General features: G+C 61.0%; 16 protein-coding genes and 1 pseudogene. 14 read left to right on the top strand and 3 right to left on the bottom strand.

Features of this window, described 5'->3' with window-relative positions:
• Positions 1-3 precede the first annotated feature (3 nt).
• Together KIH07_RS17720 and KIH07_RS17715 are read right to left on the bottom strand one after the other, a co-directional pair.
• A complete protein-coding gene (locus tag KIH07_RS17720; RefSeq protein WP_226493230.1) occupies positions 4-684 on the bottom strand; it encodes a glutathione S-transferase family protein in 681 nt (226 codons plus the stop codon).
• 8 nt (positions 685-692) lie between these two features.
• Positions 693-1787, bottom strand: coding sequence for an enoyl-CoA hydratase/isomerase family protein (locus KIH07_RS17715; RefSeq protein WP_226493229.1), 1095 nt, complete (start codon positions 1785-1787; stop codon positions 693-695).
• A gap of 407 nt (positions 1788-2194) precedes the next feature.
• Here KIH07_RS17715 and KIH07_RS17710 point away from each other — a divergent pair, with 407 nt between their 5' ends.
• From KIH07_RS17710 to KIH07_RS17695, 4 genes and pseudogenes are all read left to right on the top strand, one after another.
• On the top strand, positions 2195-3514 hold the full coding sequence (locus tag KIH07_RS17710; protein ID WP_226493228.1) for a C4-dicarboxylate transporter DctA: 1320 nt from the start codon (positions 2195-2197) through the stop codon (positions 3512-3514).
• A 23-nt stretch (positions 3515-3537) separates the two neighbouring features.
• Positions 3538-4032 (top strand): transporter substrate-binding domain-containing protein, encoded by a 495-nt coding sequence (locus KIH07_RS17705; protein ID WP_226493227.1) that lies wholly within the window; start codon positions 3538-3540, stop codon positions 4030-4032.
• A gap of 203 nt (positions 4033-4235) precedes the next feature.
• Positions 4236-4937 (top strand): GntR family transcriptional regulator, encoded by a 702-nt coding sequence (locus KIH07_RS17700; RefSeq protein WP_226493226.1) that lies wholly within the window; start codon positions 4236-4238, stop codon positions 4935-4937.
• 51 nt (positions 4938-4988) lie between these two features.
• Positions 4989-5198: pseudogene (locus KIH07_RS17695) on the top strand (IS5/IS1182 family transposase); the annotation flags it as partial.
• 92 nt (positions 5199-5290) lie between these two features.
• Here KIH07_RS17695 and KIH07_RS17690 read toward each other — a convergent pair.
• Entirely contained in the window at positions 5291-6283 is a 993-nt protein-coding gene (locus KIH07_RS17690) for a GlxA family transcriptional regulator (protein WP_226493225.1), read from the bottom strand.
• Positions 6284-6397: 114 nt separating this feature from the next.
• Here KIH07_RS17690 and KIH07_RS17685 point away from each other — a divergent pair, with 114 nt between their 5' ends.
• The 10 genes from KIH07_RS17685 (at position 6398) to KIH07_RS17640 (ending at position 20007) form a co-directional block, all read left to right on the top strand.
• On the top strand, positions 6398-6685 hold the full coding sequence (locus tag KIH07_RS17685) for a hypothetical protein (RefSeq protein ID WP_226493224.1): 288 nt from the start codon (positions 6398-6400) through the stop codon (positions 6683-6685).
• Positions 6686-6914: 229 nt separating this feature from the next.
• A complete protein-coding gene (locus tag KIH07_RS17680) occupies positions 6915-10457 on the top strand; it encodes an indolepyruvate ferredoxin oxidoreductase family protein (protein WP_226493223.1) in 3543 nt (1180 codons plus the stop codon).
• Between the two features lie 2 nt (positions 10458-10459).
• Complete coding sequence (locus tag KIH07_RS17675) at positions 10460-11188, top strand: enoyl-CoA hydratase-related protein (protein WP_226493222.1); 729 nt, start codon at positions 10460-10462, stop codon at positions 11186-11188.
• A complete protein-coding gene (locus KIH07_RS17670; protein WP_226493221.1) occupies positions 11185-11907 on the top strand; it encodes an NAD(P)H-dependent oxidoreductase in 723 nt (240 codons plus the stop codon). Before KIH07_RS17675 ends, KIH07_RS17670 begins: the two co-directional genes overlap by 4 nt.
• Positions 11908-11922: 15 nt before the next feature.
• Positions 11923-12756, top strand: coding sequence for an amidohydrolase family protein (locus KIH07_RS17665; protein ID WP_226493220.1), 834 nt, complete (start codon positions 11923-11925; stop codon positions 12754-12756).
• A gap of 45 nt (positions 12757-12801) precedes the next feature.
• A complete protein-coding gene (locus tag KIH07_RS17660; protein ID WP_226493219.1) occupies positions 12802-13578 on the top strand; it encodes an enoyl-CoA hydratase/isomerase family protein in 777 nt (258 codons plus the stop codon).
• 164 nt (positions 13579-13742) lie between these two features.
• Positions 13743-15098, top strand: a complete 1356-nt coding sequence (locus KIH07_RS17655; RefSeq protein ID WP_226493218.1) for an MFS transporter — start codon at positions 13743-13745, stop codon at positions 15096-15098.
• Between the two features lie 176 nt (positions 15099-15274).
• Positions 15275-16969 (top strand): AMP-binding protein, encoded by a 1695-nt coding sequence (locus KIH07_RS17650; RefSeq protein ID WP_226493217.1) that lies wholly within the window; start codon positions 15275-15277, stop codon positions 16967-16969.
• A gap of 251 nt (positions 16970-17220) precedes the next feature.
• Positions 17221-18405, top strand: a complete 1185-nt coding sequence (locus KIH07_RS17645; protein ID WP_226493216.1) for an acetyl-CoA C-acyltransferase family protein — start codon at positions 17221-17223, stop codon at positions 18403-18405.
• A gap of 96 nt (positions 18406-18501) precedes the next feature.
• Positions 18502-20007, top strand: a complete 1506-nt coding sequence (locus KIH07_RS17640) for a CoA-acylating methylmalonate-semialdehyde dehydrogenase (RefSeq protein ID WP_226493215.1) — start codon at positions 18502-18504, stop codon at positions 20005-20007.
• Positions 20008-20016: the final 9 nt, after the last annotated feature.

Raw genomic sequence — 20016 nt, 5'->3', positions numbered from 1 at the left:
CGGTCACCCCTTCTGAAACAGGTTGCGCTTGGCCTCATCGGATTTCGAAACGTCCACCCATTGCTCACGCAGAAGGTTGAGGGCACGGTCCAGCGCAGGCCGGGCGCGAATCCGGCTGTACCAGGCCTGGATGTTGGGAAATTCGTCCAGATCGATACCGGTCAACTTGTGGATCCTGATCCAGGGAAAGCAGGCCATGTCGGCGATGGAGTACGCACCGCCCAGGTATTCGTGGTGCTGCAGCCTGTCATCCATGACCTTGAGCAGGCGCCGGGTTTCCTTCTGGTACCGGGCGATGCCGTAGGGCACCTGTTCGGAGGCATACCGGAAGAAGTGTTGAGCCTGTCCCATCATGGGGCCCAGGCCGCCGACTTGCCAGAACAGCCACTGCATCACGTCGCTGCGCTCTCGCATGTCTTCTGGCAAGAACCGCTTTTCTTTCTCCGCGAGATACAACAGGATCGCGCCGGTCTCAAACACCGTGTGGCACGGTCCTCCACCCAGCGGGGCGTGATCGACGATGGCCGGAATTTTTCCGTTCGGGTTGATGGCCCGGTAGGTGTCCTCGTGCTGCGCACCGGTCGTGATGTTGATCGGGACGATCCGGTAAGGAATACCCAGCTCTTCAATCAGGATGTGTACCTTGTGGCCATTGGGCGCAGACCAGCTGTAGAGGTCAATCATGGTTGTGATCAGCGTTTGTGCATGATTTCTTGGCGGCGATGGTCCTGTGCATGGCGATTGCCTTCGTCGCTCATGCCTGCGGGCAACTGGGCATCCAGCGCCACAGTTCGTTCCTGAATCTGACGCATGACCCCGTCCTGCAATGCCTTCTTGGACATTGCGTAGGCGGTGTTGCAATCGGGGGTGATGCAGCGTGCGTAGCCGATGGCGGTGTCGATGAGCTGATCCTCTGTCACGACCTCGTGGAAGAAGCCCAATTTTTCGGCCTCATCGAAGTCGTAGAGCTTGCCGCGCAGCGTGGTCAATGCGCCGACCTGATCCCCCAGGGCGTACTTGATGATCTCCACGTAGGCAGCCGGCATCGGGATGCCAATGGGCACTTCGTTGAGGCCGAACTTGGCTGTCTTTCGGGCCGCCACCCGGAAGTCGCAGTCCAGCGCCGTGATGAGTCCACCGGCGATGGCATGGCCGTTCACCGCTGCGACGGTGGGGCGGGGGTAGGTGAAGATGCGCAGGTTGGTCTCGCGGTAGGTCCGGTACCAATCTCGAATCTTGTCCGGGTCGCCGCTGCCGAAGATGTCGAAGCTGTACTGGAAGTCGATCCCCGCGGAGAACGCATTGCCTTGACCCGTCAGCACCACCGGCAGTTCACTGAACTCCTTCTCCAGTCGATCAAAAGCGCCGTGCAGATCGCTGAAGAACTGGTCGTTCTGAACGTTCACCTTGTTGGTGTTCATGCGCACCACGGCGCACTCTTGAATGACTTCGATGTCCCATGCCATGTCGTTTTTCCTTGAAAGCTGCTCGTCTTGATTGACTTCACTGCAGTCTAGGGGTGGCAAAAGAAGCATGTTGTCATTGCGACGACAACTCCACTCTTGATCAGTTGGTCGCTTCAGACATCCGCACATGGACGCCCTGGGGGAATTCTCTACTTCCGGGTGGTTCATGTTTTTAAAGGGGACTTCAAACATGACGCACCAAGCTATGAACCTTTCGCGTTTGAGCGCCCGGGTGCTTACCACCTTGCCGGTCTCATCCACGGTATGCCTCTGAATATGATTCTTGGCCAAATCAACGACGACACGTGCAATCTTGCTCAAGGGACTGCTCCGTTCAAAGGTGCAGATTCACTTCCAAGCAACGTCAATCTTGGCACTCGATGCCGTTACCCGAAAGTGGGATGTCCCTTGGTATTCACGTTGGTGCCGGCACGGGTGGGGCGTCCATCCAATTGCTTACTGTCGGTGTGGAAACGGTGCGCTGCAATCGCCGGTCTTTTGTCTCCAGGAAATCCAGCCGCGACTGGATCAGGTTGTCGGCGTGCGCTTCCGGGCCGATCCACCGGGTGCGCACAGCGATCACGCGCGCCACCTTGAAAACAGTCTTGGGTGGCACATCGGGATAACCCTGTGACAGCAGTTTTCAAGTTTGTCTACATTCCTTGTATGCAAGATTTGCGTGCAAGAAAACTCGCTGCCAACAATTATTGCTACTACCGGAGACTTCCATGCCCAAGTTTTTCCGCTCCCTGTTCGGCCAGGTTGTACTGGCCCTTGTCATCGGCGTGATCGTCGGCTTCCTGTGGCCGGAGTCTGCCGTCAAGCTCAAGCCCTTGGGCGACGGCTTCATCAAGCTGATCAAGATGCTGATTCCCCTGATCGTCTTTTGCGTGGTCGTTCACGGCATCGCAGGCGCCGGCGATCTCAAGCGGGTTGGCCGCGTCGGGGTCAAGGCGCTGATCTACTTTGAGGTGGTCACCACTATCGCGCTGGTGATTGGACTGGTACTGGCTTTCGTGTTCCAGCCCGGTGTTGGCATGAATGTGGATCCCAAACTGCTGGACGCCAAGGCCATGAGCGCCTACGCCGAAAACGCCGGCAAGCTCACCGGCGGCGGCACGGTGGAGTTTTTGATGAAGCTGATCCCCAACACTGCGGTCAGTGCTTTCGTCAATGGCGACGTGCTGCAAGTGCTGCTGTTCTCGGTGCTGTTCGGCTGCGCGCTGGCCATGCTGGGCAACAAGGGCCAGAAGGTGGTCGGTCTGATTGACGAGCTGGCGCACGTGCTCTTCAAGACCATGGGCATCATCATTAAGCTGGCACCGCTGGGCGTGTTGGGCGCCATAGCCTTCACCGTCGGCAAGTACGGTATCGGGTCACTCAAGCAACTGGGCATGCTGGTCGTGCTGTTCTATGCCGCGGTGATCATCTTTGTCTCCGTGGTGCTGGGCAGCATCATGCGGTTTTCCGGTTTCAGTCTCTTCAAACTGTTGAAGTACCTGCGTGAAGAACTCATGGTGGTGTTCGCAACCACCTCGTCGGACAGCGTGCTGCCGCAAGTCATGGCCAAGCTCAAGCGCATGGGTATTCGCGACTCCACTGTCGGCTTGGTCATTCCCACCGGCTACTCCTTCAACCTCGATGCGTTTTCGATCTACATCACGCTGGCGGCCGTCTTCATTGCCCAGGCTACCAACACACCCATTTCGATGACCGACCTGCTGACCATCCTGGCCATCTCGCTGGTCACCTCCAAAGGCGCGCATGGCGTGCCGGGTTCGGCCATCGTGGTTCTGGCCGCTACGCTGCAGGCGATTCCCGCGATCCCGGCCATCGGTCTGGTGCTGGTGCTGTCGGTGGATTGGTTCATGGGCATCGCCCGCGCCGTGGGCAACCTGATGGGCAACTGTGTTGCAACGGTGGCAGTTGCAGCCTGGGAAGGCGACATTGACCGCGAGCGGGCCCATGCGGTGCTCGATGACCGCTTTGTGCCCCCGATTGACGACGACATGGATATCGACGTGAGCCCCGTGCCTGCCAAGGCCTGACGTGTCCCGGCCGAAAGTCCATCATGACCATCCCAAGTCCTTGCCACCGCCGGCTCATCTCAGGCACGGTGGTGGGCCTCGGCTTGCTGTTTACAAAGACCCTGTTGGCGCAGCCTGTGCCCTCTAGAGCGGGCGACGCGCTGGATCAGATCATGACCCAGCGCCTGCTGCGAGTGGTGGAGCCCAAGGAGTTTCCTCCTTGTGCTTTCATCAAGAACGGCAAAACCGAGGGATACGACATCGCCATTGCGCACATGCCCGCCATCGGCATGAAGGTCAAGCTTGAACTGGTTCCGGTGCAGAGCGCGGACCATCTGCCCTACCTGCGTGATGGCAGGGTAGACCTCATCATTGCCAGTCTGGGCAAAACGGCCGAACGGGATGAGGTGATCGATTTCACCATCGCCGACGCGCCCCTTGACAACGGCGTATTCGGTCTCCCGGCCGGCGGTGTCCCGGAGCCCTCCCACTTCAAGGCGCGGCGCGTCGGCGCTATCAAGGGGAGTCTCGAGGAATGATGCTCAGCGAAAGCCCCTGCCACATCGGCGTATGCAAAGACGAGGACAGGTTGCTCGCCCGGGTCAACAAGTTCCAGCAGTAGGCTGGTGAGTCACAGGCGCCGACTATCAGCGCCATGGTCTGGTTCAAGACGACGCTGCCTTCGAACTTCTTTAAACGTGCCGGGTCCTGAGTGGGCAGGTGGCTACACTCGTCACCGTACATGAGCTCCAACCAAGTCCAGATCGCCCAACAGGTCGTCGAGTCCATCCTCGCGCAAAAACTCGCTCCCGGAGAGCGCTTGGGCGAGCAGGAATTGGCTGAACTGTTCGGCGTCAGCCGCACTCTGGTCCGCGAAGCGCTGATGCAGTTGCAGGCACGGGGCTTCGTGGAGGTGCGTACCCGCAAAGGTTGGTATGTCGTGGAGCCTTCCATCGAGGAGGCGCGCGATGCCTTTTCGGCCCGGCGCATCATCGAGACCGGCATCCTGCGCGAGGCCGGACGGCCGCTGCAGTCTGTGCTGCGCCGGTTGCGCCAGCATATCGCCCAGGAAGAACAGGCCATCGAAGAGGCCGATGCCGCAACCCGGGCCTTCCTGCTGGCCGATTTCCATGTCTGCTTGGCCGAATGCCTGGGCCACCGACTTCTGTGCGATGTCCTGCGCGACCTGACCGCGCGCACCACCTTGGCCGCGTCGTTGTACCAATCAAAACATGATGCTGGACAGTCCTGCGCCGAACATGCGGGCATCGTGGCCGCACTCGAGAAAGGCCAGTTAGAACTGGCTCGCCAGCGCATGCTTGAGCACATCGGCAGCGTCGAAGCCGCACTGGGCTCGTCAGCGCCCGACGCCACACCCTCCAACGAACGGCTGCGCGCGGCGCTTTCTCGGTTGACGCGGCCGCCTCTGCGCAAAGTCCTCTAGGTAAGGTCTGCACAAGCCAGCGCTGATCGCGCGATATGAGATAGTGAAGGCATGAAGCAAATGAGCCTGAGCGAGAGCGGATTCGAGCGCAATTCCAAGAGAACGCGCAAGCGCGAGTTCCTGGACGAGATGAACCTGGTGGTGCCTTGGGCCGAGCCGGTTTAGCTGATCGCAATGCGTGTCCCGGCGCCCGGCGGCAGGGGTGGACGCCCGCAGTTTGCAGTCGAGACCATGCTGCATAGTTGCTTTATCGATGTATGGACCCGACGCCTCTTTCAAGATTTTTTGACGATCAACCGTCTGCACACGTGTATTCAGCTTGCGTGCTCAGCCGACAGGTGTGCAGATCTTCCTTAGAGCGAGGAGTCCATCTGGAAGCGGCCGCGGTAGGCTCTCGGACTCATTCCGATGCGTTGACGGAAGAGTCTGGAAAAGGAACTGGTGTCGCTGTATCCGACCTGGCTCGCCACTTCTTCGACGCTATGCGAACTGGTCTCGAGCAGCGCGCGCGCAGCTTCTAGTCGAAGATCTTGGAGATAGGCCAGCGGCGTTTGATCCAGCACGCTGCGGAAGCGCCGGATGAGGGTTCTGTCACTGACCGCGAGCGTATCGGCGAGCTCGGTGATCCTCAGATCCTTGGTCATGTTGCCCTGGAGCCAGCGCTGGGCTCGATGCACCAGCGCGTCGGAGTGGTTCTTTTGGGCGAGCAATGGAAGATAGGGAATCTGGCTGGTTTGACTCACGTCAATCAGCATGGCCTTCGCGCACTGCGACGCAATGACCGGCCCCGAGAAGCGCTCAATGACACGAATGGTCTGAATCAGATACGACGCTGACGCGCCCGCGCACATCAGGCGGTCAATCTCGGTGATCACAGGACGCAGTTGCAGGTCGACACGTGGAAACTTCTCCCTGAACTGCCGTTCAAGCCACCACGTCGTCGTTGCAACGCGCTCATCGAGCAAGCCTGTCTGGGCCAGGATAAAGGTACCCGTGCAGTTTGCGGCGACCCACGATCCTGCGCGCCATTGCGCCGTCAGCCAGACACAGGCATCGGTCTGCCGGTCGAGGAACTGGTCGAACTGTCGGTGCCCACCATAGTGAAAGCTGGGAACAAACACCAAGTCATACCGTTCTCGCGGCCCCAACTTGTGGGTTTGCAGAGGCAGGCCATTGCTGGCAATCGCCGCTTCGCCCGACGGCGACACGAAACGCCACTCGAATAGAGCCGACGCCGGCGCTTGTTCGAGCCTTAGATGCGAATTCGCGATCTGAAGGATGTCGGCAAATCCTGCCACGCTGGAGGCGTAGCAGCCGTCGAAGGTGAGGATGGCGGCACGTGGCATTGGTCGTAAACGGCATAAAACATGTCAGTTTCGACAATTTACACCAAGGCGTGGAAATCCGCCTAATGAGCCCTGCTGGCCTCTAGACCAGCGACTACGAAAAGGAGCACGGAGATGAGCGACATACCCCTTGAGTCATTGTGCAGCGACGTCCCCAGCTGCGATCAAGCCTTGCAGCCCCAGATGAAGGCGAACTCTCGCCAGGTCGTCGACGGAGAACCCTATCCCGCTTGTGACTGCTGCGACCGAATCGCCGTACAGGGAAGCTGCCACGGATTCGCTGTCTTCCCCGCCAGCCAAGCGCTGGATTTTTATCGTGGGTATGCGTTGGTGGCCGTTCCCGCCATCGCGATGGTAGCCGTGGCCAGCATCGCATATTTCGTTTTTGGACTTTCGTTCTGAGTGCCTCCACCGTCTGTACCTTGGTGTGCGATGGCGGATTTGGCACAAACAAAGTCAATTTCGCCAATGTACGAATAGGGCTGCGTGTCGGTTAATAGAGGGGTGGCATCCCGACCGAGCAACAAATACAAGGAGTTCCCCATGAGTCTTTCACCGCGTGCAGCTGCCTCGCGCGAGACATATTTCAGTGATGTTTTTGCCGCCTGCGTCCAACATGCGGGGGTGCGGCATGTCTGAGGTAACGCCTCCGCCCGGAGCATTGCTGCGTCCTGCGAAGCTTGAGGACCGCTATCAGCTGGACCGCGGCCCCGCCTACATCAGTGGTTCGCAGGCGCTGGTCCGGCTGCTGCTCAACCAGAGCGCTCGCGACCGCGCGGCAGGGTTGAACACCGCCGGGTTCGTCAGTGGCTACCGCGGGTCGCCGCTGTCGGGTCTGGACCAAGTGCTTTGGGGGATCCAGAAACTGCTCAAGGAAAAGCAGATTGAGTTCATCCCGGGTCTCAACGAAGACCTGGCTGCGACCGCCTGCTGGGGAACCCAGCAATTGATGCAGCACCCGGAGGAGGCTACGGTCGATGGCGTGTTTGCTATGTGGTACGGCAAGGGGCCCGGCGTCGACAGAAGCGCGGACGCCCTCAAGCATGCCAATGCGGCTGGAACTTCACCGCATGGCGGTGCGCTCGTGCTGGCCGCCGACGACCACACGGCCAAGTCATCCTCGTTCGCGCATCAGAGCGAACAGTTGCTGGTTGCGTCGTTCATCCCCATTCTGTACCCGAGCAACGTGCAGGAATACCTCGACTACGGGATTCATGGCTGGGCAATGAGCCGCGCGGCGGGCCTGTGGGTGGGGCTCAAGTGCGTGGGGGATATCGTCGAGACTACATCGATCGCGGACGTTGATCCGTTCCGGGTCGAATGCCGGCCGCCCGAGGATTTCAAGGCGACGGAAGACGTCCACATCCGTTGGCCCGACGTGTGGGCGACGCAGGAGCCGCGGATCGTGCGCACCAAGCTGCCCCTGGCGCTGTCCTACTGTCGTGCGAACGCGTTGAACCGCATCGTGGCCAAGGGCGCAGGTTCCCGCATCGGCATCATTGCGGGCGGCAAGCCCTACAACGACGTGCGCGAAGCACTCAGGCTGCTCGGCATCGGCGAGCAGGATCTGGCCGCGAGGGGTATTGCCCTTTTGAAGCTCGGCATGGTCTGGCCCCTGGAGCCGCAGATCATCCGCGAGTTCGCACAGGGCCTCGACGAGATCTTCGTGGTCGAAGAGAAGAGGGCGCTGATCGAGCAGCAGGTCAAGGACATCCTTTACCCGCTTGCCGCAAGCGGAGAGAAAGCGCCCCAGGTCGTGGGCAAGTCCAGTGGCGGCCTCCAATGCGCGGAATTCGAGATTCCGCATGGGCAGCGCCTCTTGCGCGGAGATGCCGAACTCGGGCCCGTGGACATCGCGGCGGCGTTGCAGGCGCGGCTGCATGCCGCAGGCATGGACGCATGCCAGGCGCTCCCCTACACGCCAGAAAAGGGAAAGCTCCTGGCGCCCCTCATGCGCACGCCGTACTTCTGTTCTGGCTGCCCGCACAACAGCTCTACCAAGGTACCGGAGGGTTCGCGCGCCACGGCCGGGATCGGCTGTCACTACATGGCCAACTGGATGGATCGCCGTACCGAAAGCTATACGCACATGGGCGGCGAGGGTGCTCCGTGGGTGGGGCAAAGCCGCTTCTCCAAGCGGCCGCACATGTTCGCCAACATGGGCGACGGCACGTTCTTCCATTCGGGCTCGCTCTCCATCCGTCAGGCCGTGGCGGCCAAGACGCCGATGACGTTCAAGGTCCTGTTCAACGACGCTACGGCGCTTACAGGTGGGCAGCCGCACGACGGACCGCTCACGGCACCGATGCTGACGCAACTGCTGCATGCCGAAGGCGTGGCACGCGTCGTGGTCGTCAGTGACGACGTCGAGAAATACAAGGGGCACGAATCCGCGTTTGCGCCTGGCACGACCTTCCATCACCGGCGCGATCTGGACGCCGTCCAGCGCGAACTGCGCGAATTGCCTTTCGTGACCGCTTTGGTCTACGACCAGACCTGTGCCGCCGAGAAGCGCCGCCGGCGCAAGCGCAACAAGTACCCGGATCCTCCGGTCCGCTACGTCATCAATCCGGAAGTGTGCGAAGGCTGCGGCGACTGCACCGTCAAGAGCAACTGCGTCTCCATCGAGCCGCTGGAGACGCCGCTGGGTCGCAAGCGCCAGATCAACCAGTCCTCCTGCAACAAGGACTACTCCTGTGCCGACGGCTTTTGCCCGAGCTTCGTGGCCGTGGAGGGCGGGGCCTTGCGCAAGAAGCCGGTCGACTCCGGTGCCGGCTCCGAAGGCGATCCGGCAGCCTGGCCCGAGCCGGCCCATCCCCAGTTGCCCGCGCTGGTCACCAGCTACGCTGTGCTGGTTAACGGCATCGGCGGCACGGGCGTGCTGACGATCGGCAACATCCTGGGCATGGCGGCGCACCTGCAGGGCCTGCATTGCTCCGTGATGGACATGGCCGGCCTGGCCCAGAAGGGCGGCGCGGTGTGGAGCCATGTGCGCATCGCGGCAACGGCCGACGACGTCCATGCGCCACGCATACCGGACGCCGCTGCCGATGCGCTCATCGGGGGAGATCTGGTGGTGAGCGCGCATCCGGACTCCATCAGCCGGCTGAAGTCCGACTGCCGCGCCATGGTGAATACCAATGTATCGCCTACCTCCGACTTCCAGCGCAACCGCGACTTCAGCATGCCGAACGAGGCGCTGTGGGCCACCATCGAGCAGGCGTGCGCAGAGAAAAGACTGGCCAAGATCCCGGCCCATGACATCGCGGTGCGCTACTGCGGAGATAGCGTCTACGCCAACATGATCTTGCTGGGTGCGGCCTGGCAGGCGGGGCAGGTGCCGCTGTCGCACGATGCGCTGCGCCGCGCGATCGAGCTGAACGGGCAGGCGGTGGATGCCAACTTGCGCGCGTTCAAGATCGGCCGGCAGTACGTGGCGTCGCCAGAGCGGCTGGTGGCGAAGCCCGCTGCGGTCGTGCAATGGATCCCCAGGGCCGGCAAGGAAGACGTGCCGCAACTGGTGCAAGACCGCCGCGACCGGCTGGTGGCCTACCAGGGCAGCAGCTATGCCCAGCAGTACGAAGGCTTTCTGCGGAAGGTACGTTCGTCCGGTGCTGCGATGCCCGACGGCTACGAACAGTCCGTCGCCAGGAATCTCTTCAAGCTGATGGCTTACAAGGACGAGTACGAGGTGGCGCGCCTGCATTCGTCCGCGGAGCTGCGCAAGCTGATCGAAAGCCAGTTCGATGGCGAATACAAAGTTGGGTTCTCCCTGGCGCCGCCACTCTTCGCCCGGCGCGGCTCGGACGGCTTGCCGCGCAAGCGGCTGTACGGCGGCTGGATGGCGTCGGCGTTCACGGTCCTTGCGAAGCTGAAGTTCCTGCGGGGCACGCTGTTCGATCCGTTCGGGTACACGCACGAGCGCAGGACGGAGCGCGCGCTCATCGACGAATACAAGCAGGGTATCCAGTCCACGCTGCCTTTCATCGCAGCCCAGCCGAAGAAGTGTCTGGAGCTGGCACGCATTCCTGAGCAGATCCGTGGGTTCGGGCACGTGAAATTGAAAGCCATCGAGGAGGCGCGTGAACGCCAGCGTGCCTTGCTGGGCGAGATTACCGGCAAGGACATTCCGCCGATGACCCATGGACACCGTTTGCAAGGAGCCTCGTCGTGAGTATGGAGAGCATTGAATCCATCCAGTGCAGTGTGCAGGACGGGGTATGGCATCTCTGCATAGCCCGGCCTGAAAAGCGCAACGCGCTCACCATGCCCATGTTCGTGGCCATCGCCGAGGCCCTGAGAGCTGCCGACGAAAGAGACGACGTGCGCTGCATTCTGGTGACGGGGGCGGGCGACGTGTTCTGCGCCGGGCATGACTTGAAGGCCTTCGACGAATGGCCTCAGCAGCCGCAGGATGCCGTGCCAACCTTCCTGCACGCCATCGCCGACGTGAGGAAACCCGTCGTGATCGCGGTGCATGGCTCGGCCACCGGGATCGGCGTGACTTGGTTGCTGCATGCCGACTGGGTGGTGACGAGTGCCGACGCGGTCTTGCGGCTTCCCTTCATCGACCTGGGTATTTGCCCGGAGGCAGCCAGCACGCTGCTGTTGCAGCGGGCCGTTGGCCTGCCGCGGGCCAAGCGCCTGCTCCTCGGCGGCGAGAAGTTCACGGGCGCCGAGGCATGCGAGTGGGGACTTGTCGCAGAGGTCTCGCCCGCGGCGGAGATTCATGCACGAGGCTGGGAGCGTGCAAAGCTTCTCGCTTCGAAGGATCCCACGATTCTTCGGCGCATCAAGGACTGGCTGCATCCCAGCAGCGAGTATCACCAACGCATAGACGAAGAGGTGATCGAAATCAACGCGGCCGTCGGCCGCCGTCGAAAGGCAATGGAGAGCACGCAATGAAACGCGCACATATCGTTTACGCGCACCCCGAACCGAATTCGTTCGTCGCAGCCATGCGCGACATGACCAAGGAGGCCTTGGAGAAAGATGGCTGGCAGACGAGCGTGACCGATCTGCAGGCTATCAACTTCAATGCTGTGGCCAGTGCAGATGATTTTGGTGCCAGGTCACGCGAGGACTACCTGGTCTACCCACTAGAGCAGCGTCATGCCTGGCAAAACCAGACCATCGACCCGCAGATTGCCGCCGAGGTCGAGGCCGTGCGCAATGCTGATCTGCTCGTGCTGGTATTCCCCATCTTCTGGTACTCGGTACCGGCTCAACTCAAGGGTTGGATCGACCGGGTGTTCCTGTCCGGTGTCTTTTACGGTGGAACGCGGGTGTACGACCAAGGCGGCATGCGCGGCAAACGCGCGATGGTCGTAGCGTCTCTGGGTGGGCGGGACTACATGTTTGGCCCCGACTCGATCCATGGTGACCTGAAGGACATGCTCAAGCACCTCCTGCAAGGCACGTTGGGGTATGTAGGCTATTCCGTCCATGAGCCGTTCTTTGCGTACCACGTCCCCTACGTGGACAACACGGAGCGTACCGGCATGCTCATGAAGCTTTTCCACGCCGTGGAGAACATCGACAGCCGGCCGGTACTGCCCATGCCCAGCCTGGATGATTTCGACGACCAGTTCCGGCCCAAGGTGGCGCAAACTTCATCAACCTGACTCAAGAGCAGTGAGATGACCGAAATCATCGATGCATGGATGCAGCTTCCGAACAAGGCGTACTTGCTGGACCCTATGTTCGATTCTTTGCGTCGATGGCCGACGGCTTGGCGGACGTTGGCGCAGGACAACCCGGACATCTCGCACGACGAGGCGCTCAAGACATTCCGCGAGCAAGGTGTCTCGCGGACGATCGCGAGCGCGTGGTGGGGGCCCGCGGGGCCGATGATCACGAACGACGAAGTGGCTGCCGCGGTCAAGGCGCACGGCGGATATGTGGTCGGCGTTGCGTCCGTCGATATCAACAGGCCAATGGACGCGGTGAGGGAACTGCGCCGATGCGTGAAGGAGTTCGGCTTCAAGGGCCTGCGGGTCCTGCCCTGGCTGTGGGGGCTCCCTCCCGACGACCGCAGGTACTACCCCCTCTATGCCGAATGCGTCGAGCTCGACATCACGTTCTGCCTGCAGGTGGGCCATGCCGGCCCGATGCGGCCTTCGGAGCCTGGGCGGCCAATCCCCTACCTGGACAACGTCGCGCACGAGTTTCCAGAACTGCGCATCGTCGGCGGGCACATCGGCATCCCCTGGGTGAGCGAGATGATCTCGCTCATGATGAAACACCCGAATGTCTACGTCGACACCTCTGCCTACAAGACTTCCCGGTTTCCACCGGAGCTGGTGGCCTACATGCGCGGACCGGGAAAGAACAAGGTGATGTTCGGCACCAACTTTCCGATGCTGACCCCCGCAGAATGCTTGAAGCACATCCAGGCGCTGGAGCTCGGAGACGATGTGCTCCCCCGGTTCCTCGCGGGTAACGCACGTCACGCGTTCAAACTGGAAGAGTGAATCCACCGGTCGCTGTTTCGATTTTTTAACTAAAGGAGACGCCACATGGCATGGGATATCGAAATCATTGATGAATGCGCCGTCGTGCGCATGAACACCAACAAGGTCAACGTCCAGAACGACCAGTTCTTCGCCGACCTGCACGCAGCATTCGATCGCCTCGAACGCGAGTTCAGCGAGCTGCCAGTCGTCCTGACGGGCCAGGGCGATGCGTTCTCGGCGGGTATCGATTTCCAGTACAGCTTCGAGATCTTCGGGAGCGGCAGCCTCGACAAGATCCGCGACTGGTACAAGGCCTACCGCGAAACCAATCTGCGCATCTTCCGGTACCCCCGGCCCACGGTGGCGGCCATCAACGGCCATGCCATCGCGGGCGGCCTGATCACTGCCCTGGATTGTGATTTCCGCGTTGCGGCCCGCAAGACCGCGAAGTTCGGACTCAACGAAGTCCCCATCGGCATCCCCATGCCGGCCGCCTACGTGGAGATCATCAAGTACGCCTTGGGCGACAAGGTGGGTGCGCTGACCACCTTGCGGGGCGAGTTGTACGGTCAGGAAGAGGCCGAGCGCCTGGGGTTCTTCCATGAGGTGGTGGAGCCGGACCAGCTGTTGTCCACGGCCATTCGCTATGCGCGCTGCATCACTCCCGACTGCAACGTCGCCTATGCGATGTCCAAGAAGGCGCTGCAGGATGCGACGAACAAGCAGATCGATGAGCGCACTGTTGCTCTCGACGCCTTGCTGCCGAACGGTATGAGCGACCCTGGCAACCGACAGGCCCAGGATCGCCGTCGGCTCGAGATCATGCACAAGCGCAAATAGAGCGACGCGCAATGCGCGTCGTACCTTCAACGCGCATCTCATCTGGCAGACCGTTTTACCTCCGCCCCTTCACTGAGGGAGGAGGTCACTTTGCCATGGTTTTCAGAACAGATCTCTGTGTCAAGACCATTGACAGCGTTTCAACTTGCGATGGAGTGGACCGTATGCATCACATAGACATTCAAAAGCTTGTAGACGAAGCCAGATTCAACGGTTTCCACTTTGTTGTTCTCTTCTTGTGTGGCGTGATCATCGTCGCCGACGGCTACGACCTGGCCGTTGCAGGAATCGCGCTCCCGGTCATCATGAAGGACATGAACGTCGACCCGACAACGGCCGGGTTCATGACGAGTTCGGCACTGTTCGGCATGATGTTTGGCGCAATGGGCCTGGGCATGCTCGCCGACAAGATTGGCCGTCGCTGGGCGCTTTCCATCTCGGTACTTCTTTTCAGCGCCTTCACTGCGGCAGCCGCCCTGGCAAGCGACCCCGTCACTTTCAGCGCACTGCGCTTCATTGCGGGGCTCGGCATTGGTGGCGCATTGCCTTGTACGACGGCGCATATGACCGAGTACGCACCCGAGAAGCTGCGAGGAGTGCTGGCGACAGCGATGCTGTGCGGCCATGCGGTGGGGAGTGTGCTTGCCACGCTGATTGGCAAGCAGTTCCTGGAGATCTATGGGTGGCAGTCGGTGTTCTTCGCCGCGGGTGCGCCGGTCGTGCTGATCCCGTTCATTCTGAGATACATGCCTGAGTCGATGTCCTTCTTGATGAAGCGCAATGACGATGCAAGGCTTCGGCAGATCGTCGCCCGCATCGCGCCGGGCCATTTCCTTCCTGCCGATGCACGTTTTCAGATGCCGGTGGATGGCAAGGCTGATGGCGTGCCTGTAGGCAAGTTGTTCCAGGAGGGGCGCGGCTGCAGTACGGTCATGTTCTCGGCGGCATTCTTCACGGCGTTGTTCATGATGTACGCACTGAGCACCTGGCTCGTCAAGCTGATGGCCATGGTAGGCCACAGCGTCGGCTCCGCGCTGAACTTCCTGTTGATCTACAACGGCGGTGCCATTGTTGGAGCTGTGCTTGGTGGCTGGCTTGGCGACAAGCTGAACATCAAGTGGGTCCTGTGCACTTTCTTCGCCGCATCCGTGGTTTCGTTGACGCTGCTGGGCTATGGCGTGCAGCCGCTGGCTGTGGTTGTCGCTGTCGTCGGCGCCTCTACGCTGGGCACTGGGATTCTGGTCTATGCCTATGCCGCTCAGTTCTATCCGGCTGCCGTCCGCTCCACTGGGGTGGGTTTTTCTTCGGGCGTGGGGCGGGCCGGGGGGATTGCGGCGCCGATCGGTATCGGCATGCTCATGTCCATGCAACTGCCGCTGGAGCAGAACTTCATCGCGATCGCATTGGCGGGAGTCGTCGGCGTCGTCGCGGTGGCTTTGATCGACCATCGCCGCGCCGCGTCTGCCCGAGGCGCGGATGTGGCGAAGGAGTGCATCGCCGCCCCCGCACGTGCTTCATGAGCCGTTGGTGAACTACTGATATCGAGCGGGTGAAACGTGGTTTACCAGAACATTGCCGTGCTCTTGAGAAAGGCGGCCAGGCACTGTCACACGAAGGCATCCATTCATTGAGACGGGTGACGTTGGCGCTATGCACGGCTTTCAGGCGCGTGGGGCTTGTATTGGAGACTGAATCGATGACCAAGTTAGAAACGAGCTATTCGCGTGGAGCGACGGACAGGCCACTGATCGAGCACACAATCGGCGCCTTCTTCGACGAGATGGTCGGAAGGTTCCCCGACAAGGAAGCGGTGGTCTCGTGTCACCAAGGCATCCGGTACACCTATCTCGAGTTGCAGAGCAAAGTCGATCGGATAGCGAGCGCTTTGCTTCGGATGGGGCTCGAGCCCGGCGACAGGATCGGGATCTGGTCGCACAACAATGTCGAATGGCTCGTCACCCAGTTCGCGACGGCCAAAGCCGGGGTCGTCCTCGTCAACATCAATCCGGCGTATCGGGTGGCGGAGCTGGAGTACGCGCTGAACAAGGTCGAATGCAAGGCGTTGATCGTGATGCCGAGCTTCAAGACGACCGACTATCTGGAGATGATCCGAAGCATCGCACCGGAGCTGAGCGGTGCAGTGCCTGGACGCCTTGAGTCCGCCAAACTGCCGTCACTGAAAACGGTCATCCAGATCGGAAGCGATACGGTTCCTGGTTTCATGCTCTTCTCGGATCTGCTCGCGATGGGCGATCCGGCCGATCAAGCTGTCCGCTCCTACGGCGCGCGACTGCGGAACACCGATGCCATCAACATTCAGTTCACGAGTGGCACCACGGGTTCTCCCAAGGGTGCGACCCTGACCCATCGCAACGTACTGAACAACGGGTTCTTCATTGGCGAAGCCATGCGGCTGTCCCCGGATGACCGTCTGTGCATTCCGGTGCCGCTGTACCACTGCTTCGGAATGGTGGTCGGAAACCTTGCCGCTCTGACACACGGCGCAACCATCGTGTACCCGAACGATGCGTTCGAGCCCGTGTCGGTGCTGCGGGCGGTGCAAGACGAGCGGTGCACGGCGCTTCATGGTGTGCCAACCATGTTCATTGCCGAACTCGACCACCCGCGCTTCAAGGAGTTTGACCTCTCGACGCTACGCACGGGGGTGATGGCCGGCTCGCCCTGTCCCATTGAAGTGATGAAGCGTGTCGTGAGCGAGATGCACATGGGCGAGGTGACGATCGCTTACGGCATGACCGAAACCAGTCCGGCAAGCTGCCAAAGCACCACGGACACCCCCTTGGAGAAACGTGTTTCCACCATCGGGAAAGTGCTGCCTCACCTGGAGTTGAAAGTCATATCTCCGGAGTCCGGGGGGATTCTTCCTGTGGGGGCCGTGGGCGAGCTTTGCACTCGCGGTTATTCCGTGATGCGCGGATATTGGAAGGACGCCGCGAAGACCGCCGAGGCCATCGATGCAGAAGGTTGGATGCACTCCGGGGATCTCGCCACGATTGATGAGGACGGCTACGTCAACATCGCGGGCCGCATCAAGGATCTGGTGATTCGAGGCGGCGAGAACGTCTACCCGCGGGAGGTCGAAGAGTTTCTCTATCGCCATTCCGCCATCCAGGACGTGCAGGTGATTGGAGTGCCGGACCAGAAATACGGCGAGGAACTGTGCGCATGGGTTGTCCTTCGCGACGGTGCCACGCTCAGTGAAGATGAGTTGCGGGCGTTTTGCAAAGGGCAGATTGCCCACTACAAGATCCCTCGATACATCCGATTCGTTGAGAGCTTTCCGATGACGGTCACGGGAAAGATCCAGAAGTTCGTGATGCGGGAGATGATGAAGGAAGAACTACGTCTCAATGACGCGGCGTCTGCGTGAGTCGCGACTGAGATATCTCTCGACCTGAGCGCCTGGAAGGGGTGCAAGGCGCTCTTGCTCTTTCTGGACTCCAGAAGCGGATGCTGGCGCGCATCCTTGCGATTTCGGATTGACGGAATACGCATAGAAACAGTCAATTTAGCCACTGTCCGGCAGAGGCTGAAGTTTCTAAAGTACTTGCCATCGGGTGCCATTCCGTCTTCATGCATCGGCGTAATCCGACCATTTCTTCAGCTTCTCACAGGCCTTTTATGAATGCTCGCGAAATCTTTGTTGTCGCCACCGCTCGTACAGCCATCGGCACCTTTGGCGGTGCGCTGAAGGATGTGCCAAACACCCAGTTGGCAACCACTGTAGTCAAGGCTGCCTTGGAACGTAGCGGTGTTGCGCCCGACGCCATCGGGCATGTCGTCATCGGGAATGTGATTCCCACCGATCCGAAGGATGCGTACCTCAGTCGCATCGCCGCCATCGATGCGGGCATACCGATAGAGACCCCGGCATTCAACGTCAATCGCCTGTGCGGCTCTGGGCTCCAGGCCATTGTCTCAGCTGCGCAGGCCATCGCGCAGGGCGACTGCGAGATTGCCATCGGAGGGGGCTCGGAGTCGATGAGCCGCGGACCATACATCGACACTTCGGCGCGCTATGGGGCCCGCATGGGTGATGCGACGCTCGTTGACTACATGCTCGGCATCCTGCATGACCCCTGGGACAAGATCCACATGGGCATTACTGCGGAGAATGTGGCGGAGCGCTTCAAGATCTCGCGCAAGCAGCAGGATGAACTGGCGGTTCTCAGCCAGCAACGCGCGGCCGCGGCCATCGCGACTGGCCGCTTTAAGGAACAGATCGTTCCGGTGGAGGTGAAGACCCGCAAGGGCTTGGTGCTGTTCGATACCGACGAGCACGTGCGGGGTGACACGACGCTCGAATCCCTTTCCGCAATGAAACCCGCCTTCAAGAAGAATGGTCTGGTCACTGCTGGCAATGCGTCGGGTATCAACGATGGCGCGGGTGCCGTGGTGCTGGCGGAGGGCGGACGTGTGAAAGCGCTGGGCCTCAAGCCGCTGGCCCGCTTGGTGGGCTATGCGCACGCGGGTGTGGAGCCTGCCTATATGGGTATCGGCCCCATCCCGGCTACGCGAAAAGTGCTGGCGCGCACGGGCCTGAAAGTCCAGGACCTGGATGTGATCGAGTCGAACGAGGCGTTCGCGGCACAGGCTTGCGCAGTGATTCAGGAGCTTGGCTTTGATCCGGACAAGGTGAATCCGAACGGCTCCGGCATCTCGCTGGGGCACCCCGTCGGCGCGACGGGAGCAATCATCACGACGAAGGCGATCGCTGAATTGCACCGCACTGGTGGGCGCTATGCGCTGGTGACGCTGTGCATCGGTGGAGGGCAGGGCATCTCCGCCATCTTCGAACGTGTTTGACCGTGTGTCACTTCTCGCATGCGGCGTCGTGCCGCAGCGGGAACTCTCTGAAATCCAGGCATCGAGTTCGATGTCGAATCATGTAAAGGAACCCTCGTGCCTAATCCAATCCCCACCGTCAAGCTGCTGATCGGCGGCCAGTTCGTCGAATCCAAGACCACCGAATGGCGCGACGTGGTGAACCCCGCCACGCAGCAGGTTCTGGCCCGTGTGCCGTTTGCCACGGCCGAAGAGATCAATGCCGCCGTGGCCTCGGCCAAGGAAGCGTTCAAGACCTGGAAGAAGACGCCCATCGGCACGCGCGCCCGCATCTTCCTCAAGTACCAGCAGCTCATCCGTGAAAACATGGCCGAGCTGGCCGCCATCCTCACGGCAGAACAAGGCAAGACCCTGCCCGATGCCGAAGGTGACGTGTTCCGTGGCCTCGAAGTGGTTGAGCACGCCGCGAGCATCGGCAACCTGCAACTGGGCGAGCTGGCCAACAACGTGGCCGGTGGCGTGGATACCTACACCCTGCTGCAGCCGCTGGGTGTGTGCGCAGGCATCACCCCCTTCAACTTCCCGGCCATGATCCCGCTGTGGATGTTCCCCATGGCGATTGCCACGGGCAACACCTTCGTGCTCAAGCCCTCCGAGCAAGACCCCATGGTGACCATGCGCCTGGTGGAGCTGGCGCTCGAAGCGGGCGTCCCGCCCGGCGTGCTCAACGTGATCCACGGCGGTGAAATGGCCGTCAACGCGATCTGCGACCACAAGGACATCAAGGCCGTGTCCTTCGTGGGTTCCACCAAGGTGGGCACCCATGTGTACAACCGTGCCACCCTGGCCGGCAAGCGTGCGCAATGCATGATGGGTGCCAAGAACCACGCCATCATCCTGCCCGACGCGAACAAGGAACAGTCGCTCAACGCCATTGCCGGTGCCGCATTTGGCGCGGCCGGCCAGCGCTGCATGGCCCTGCCCGTGGTGGTGCTGGTGGGCGAAGCGCAAAAGTGGATTCCCGAGCTGGTGGCCAAGGCCAAGACGCTCAAGGTGAACGGCGGTACCGAAAAGGGCACGGACGTGGGCCCGCTGGTGTCCTGCGCGGCGCTCTCGCGTGTGGAAGGCCTGATCGAACGCGGCATTGCGGATGGCGCCACGCTGGAGCTGGACGGCCGCAAGCCTGTGGTGCCCGGCTATGAAAAGGGCAACTTCGTGGGCCCGACGATTTTCTCGAACGTGAAGCCCGGCATGGCCATCTACGACCAGGAAATCTTTGGCCCGGTACTGGCTCTGGTGCCCGCCGCTGACATCGACGAAGCCATCGAATTCATCAACAGCAACCCCAACGGCAACGGCACCGCCATCTTCACCCAGTCGGGTGCAGCAGCGCGCAAGTTCCAGGAAGAGATCGACGTGGGCCAGGTCGGCATCAACGTGCCGATCCCCGTGCCGGTCCCGATGTTCTCGTTCACCGGTTCGCGCGCGTCGAAGCTCGGCGACCTGGGCCCGTACGGCAAGCAAGTCGTGATGTTCTACACGCAGACCAAGACGGTGACCGAGCGATGGTTCGACGACAGCACCACGAGCCACGGCGTCAACACCACCATCAGCCTGAAGTAATGCGTGGCC

This window comes from Hydrogenophaga taeniospiralis (assembly GCF_020510445.1).
In the GTDB taxonomy this organism is placed as follows: domain Bacteria; phylum Pseudomonadota; class Gammaproteobacteria; order Burkholderiales; family Burkholderiaceae_C; genus Hydrogenophaga.
The sequence above is the reverse complement of the archived record's forward strand: the minus strand, read 5'-3'. Positions and strand labels throughout refer to the sequence as shown.

Coding starts and splice junctions, on each gene's coding strand:
- KIH07_RS17720 (WP_226493230.1), bottom strand. CDS start 684: ATGATTGACCTCTACAGCTGGTCTGCGCCCAATGGCCACAAGGTACAC.
- KIH07_RS17660 (WP_226493219.1), top strand. CDS start 12,802: ATGGCATGGGATATCGAAATCATTGATGAATGCGCCGTCGTGCGCATG.
- KIH07_RS17665 (WP_226493220.1), top strand. CDS start 11,923: ATGACCGAAATCATCGATGCATGGATGCAGCTTCCGAACAAGGCGTAC.
- KIH07_RS17685 (WP_226493224.1), top strand. CDS start 6,398: ATGAGCGACATACCCCTTGAGTCATTGTGCAGCGACGTCCCCAGCTGC.
- KIH07_RS17645 (WP_226493216.1), top strand. CDS start 17,221: ATGAATGCTCGCGAAATCTTTGTTGTCGCCACCGCTCGTACAGCCATC.
- KIH07_RS17690 (WP_226493225.1), bottom strand. CDS start 6,283: ATGCCACGTGCCGCCATCCTCACCTTCGACGGCTGCTACGCCTCCAGC.
- KIH07_RS17650 (WP_226493217.1), top strand. CDS start 15,275: ATGACCAAGTTAGAAACGAGCTATTCGCGTGGAGCGACGGACAGGCCA.
- KIH07_RS17700 (WP_226493226.1), top strand. CDS start 4,236: ATGAGCTCCAACCAAGTCCAGATCGCCCAACAGGTCGTCGAGTCCATC.
- KIH07_RS17675 (WP_226493222.1), top strand. CDS start 10,460: ATGGAGAGCATTGAATCCATCCAGTGCAGTGTGCAGGACGGGGTATGG.
- KIH07_RS17680 (WP_226493223.1), top strand. CDS start 6,915: ATGTCTGAGGTAACGCCTCCGCCCGGAGCATTGCTGCGTCCTGCGAAG.
- KIH07_RS17670 (WP_226493221.1), top strand. CDS start 11,185: ATGAAACGCGCACATATCGTTTACGCGCACCCCGAACCGAATTCGTTC.
- KIH07_RS17705 (WP_226493227.1), top strand. CDS start 3,538: ATGACCATCCCAAGTCCTTGCCACCGCCGGCTCATCTCAGGCACGGTG.
- KIH07_RS17710 (WP_226493228.1), top strand. CDS start 2,195: ATGCCCAAGTTTTTCCGCTCCCTGTTCGGCCAGGTTGTACTGGCCCTT.
- KIH07_RS17655 (WP_226493218.1), top strand. CDS start 13,743: ATGCATCACATAGACATTCAAAAGCTTGTAGACGAAGCCAGATTCAAC.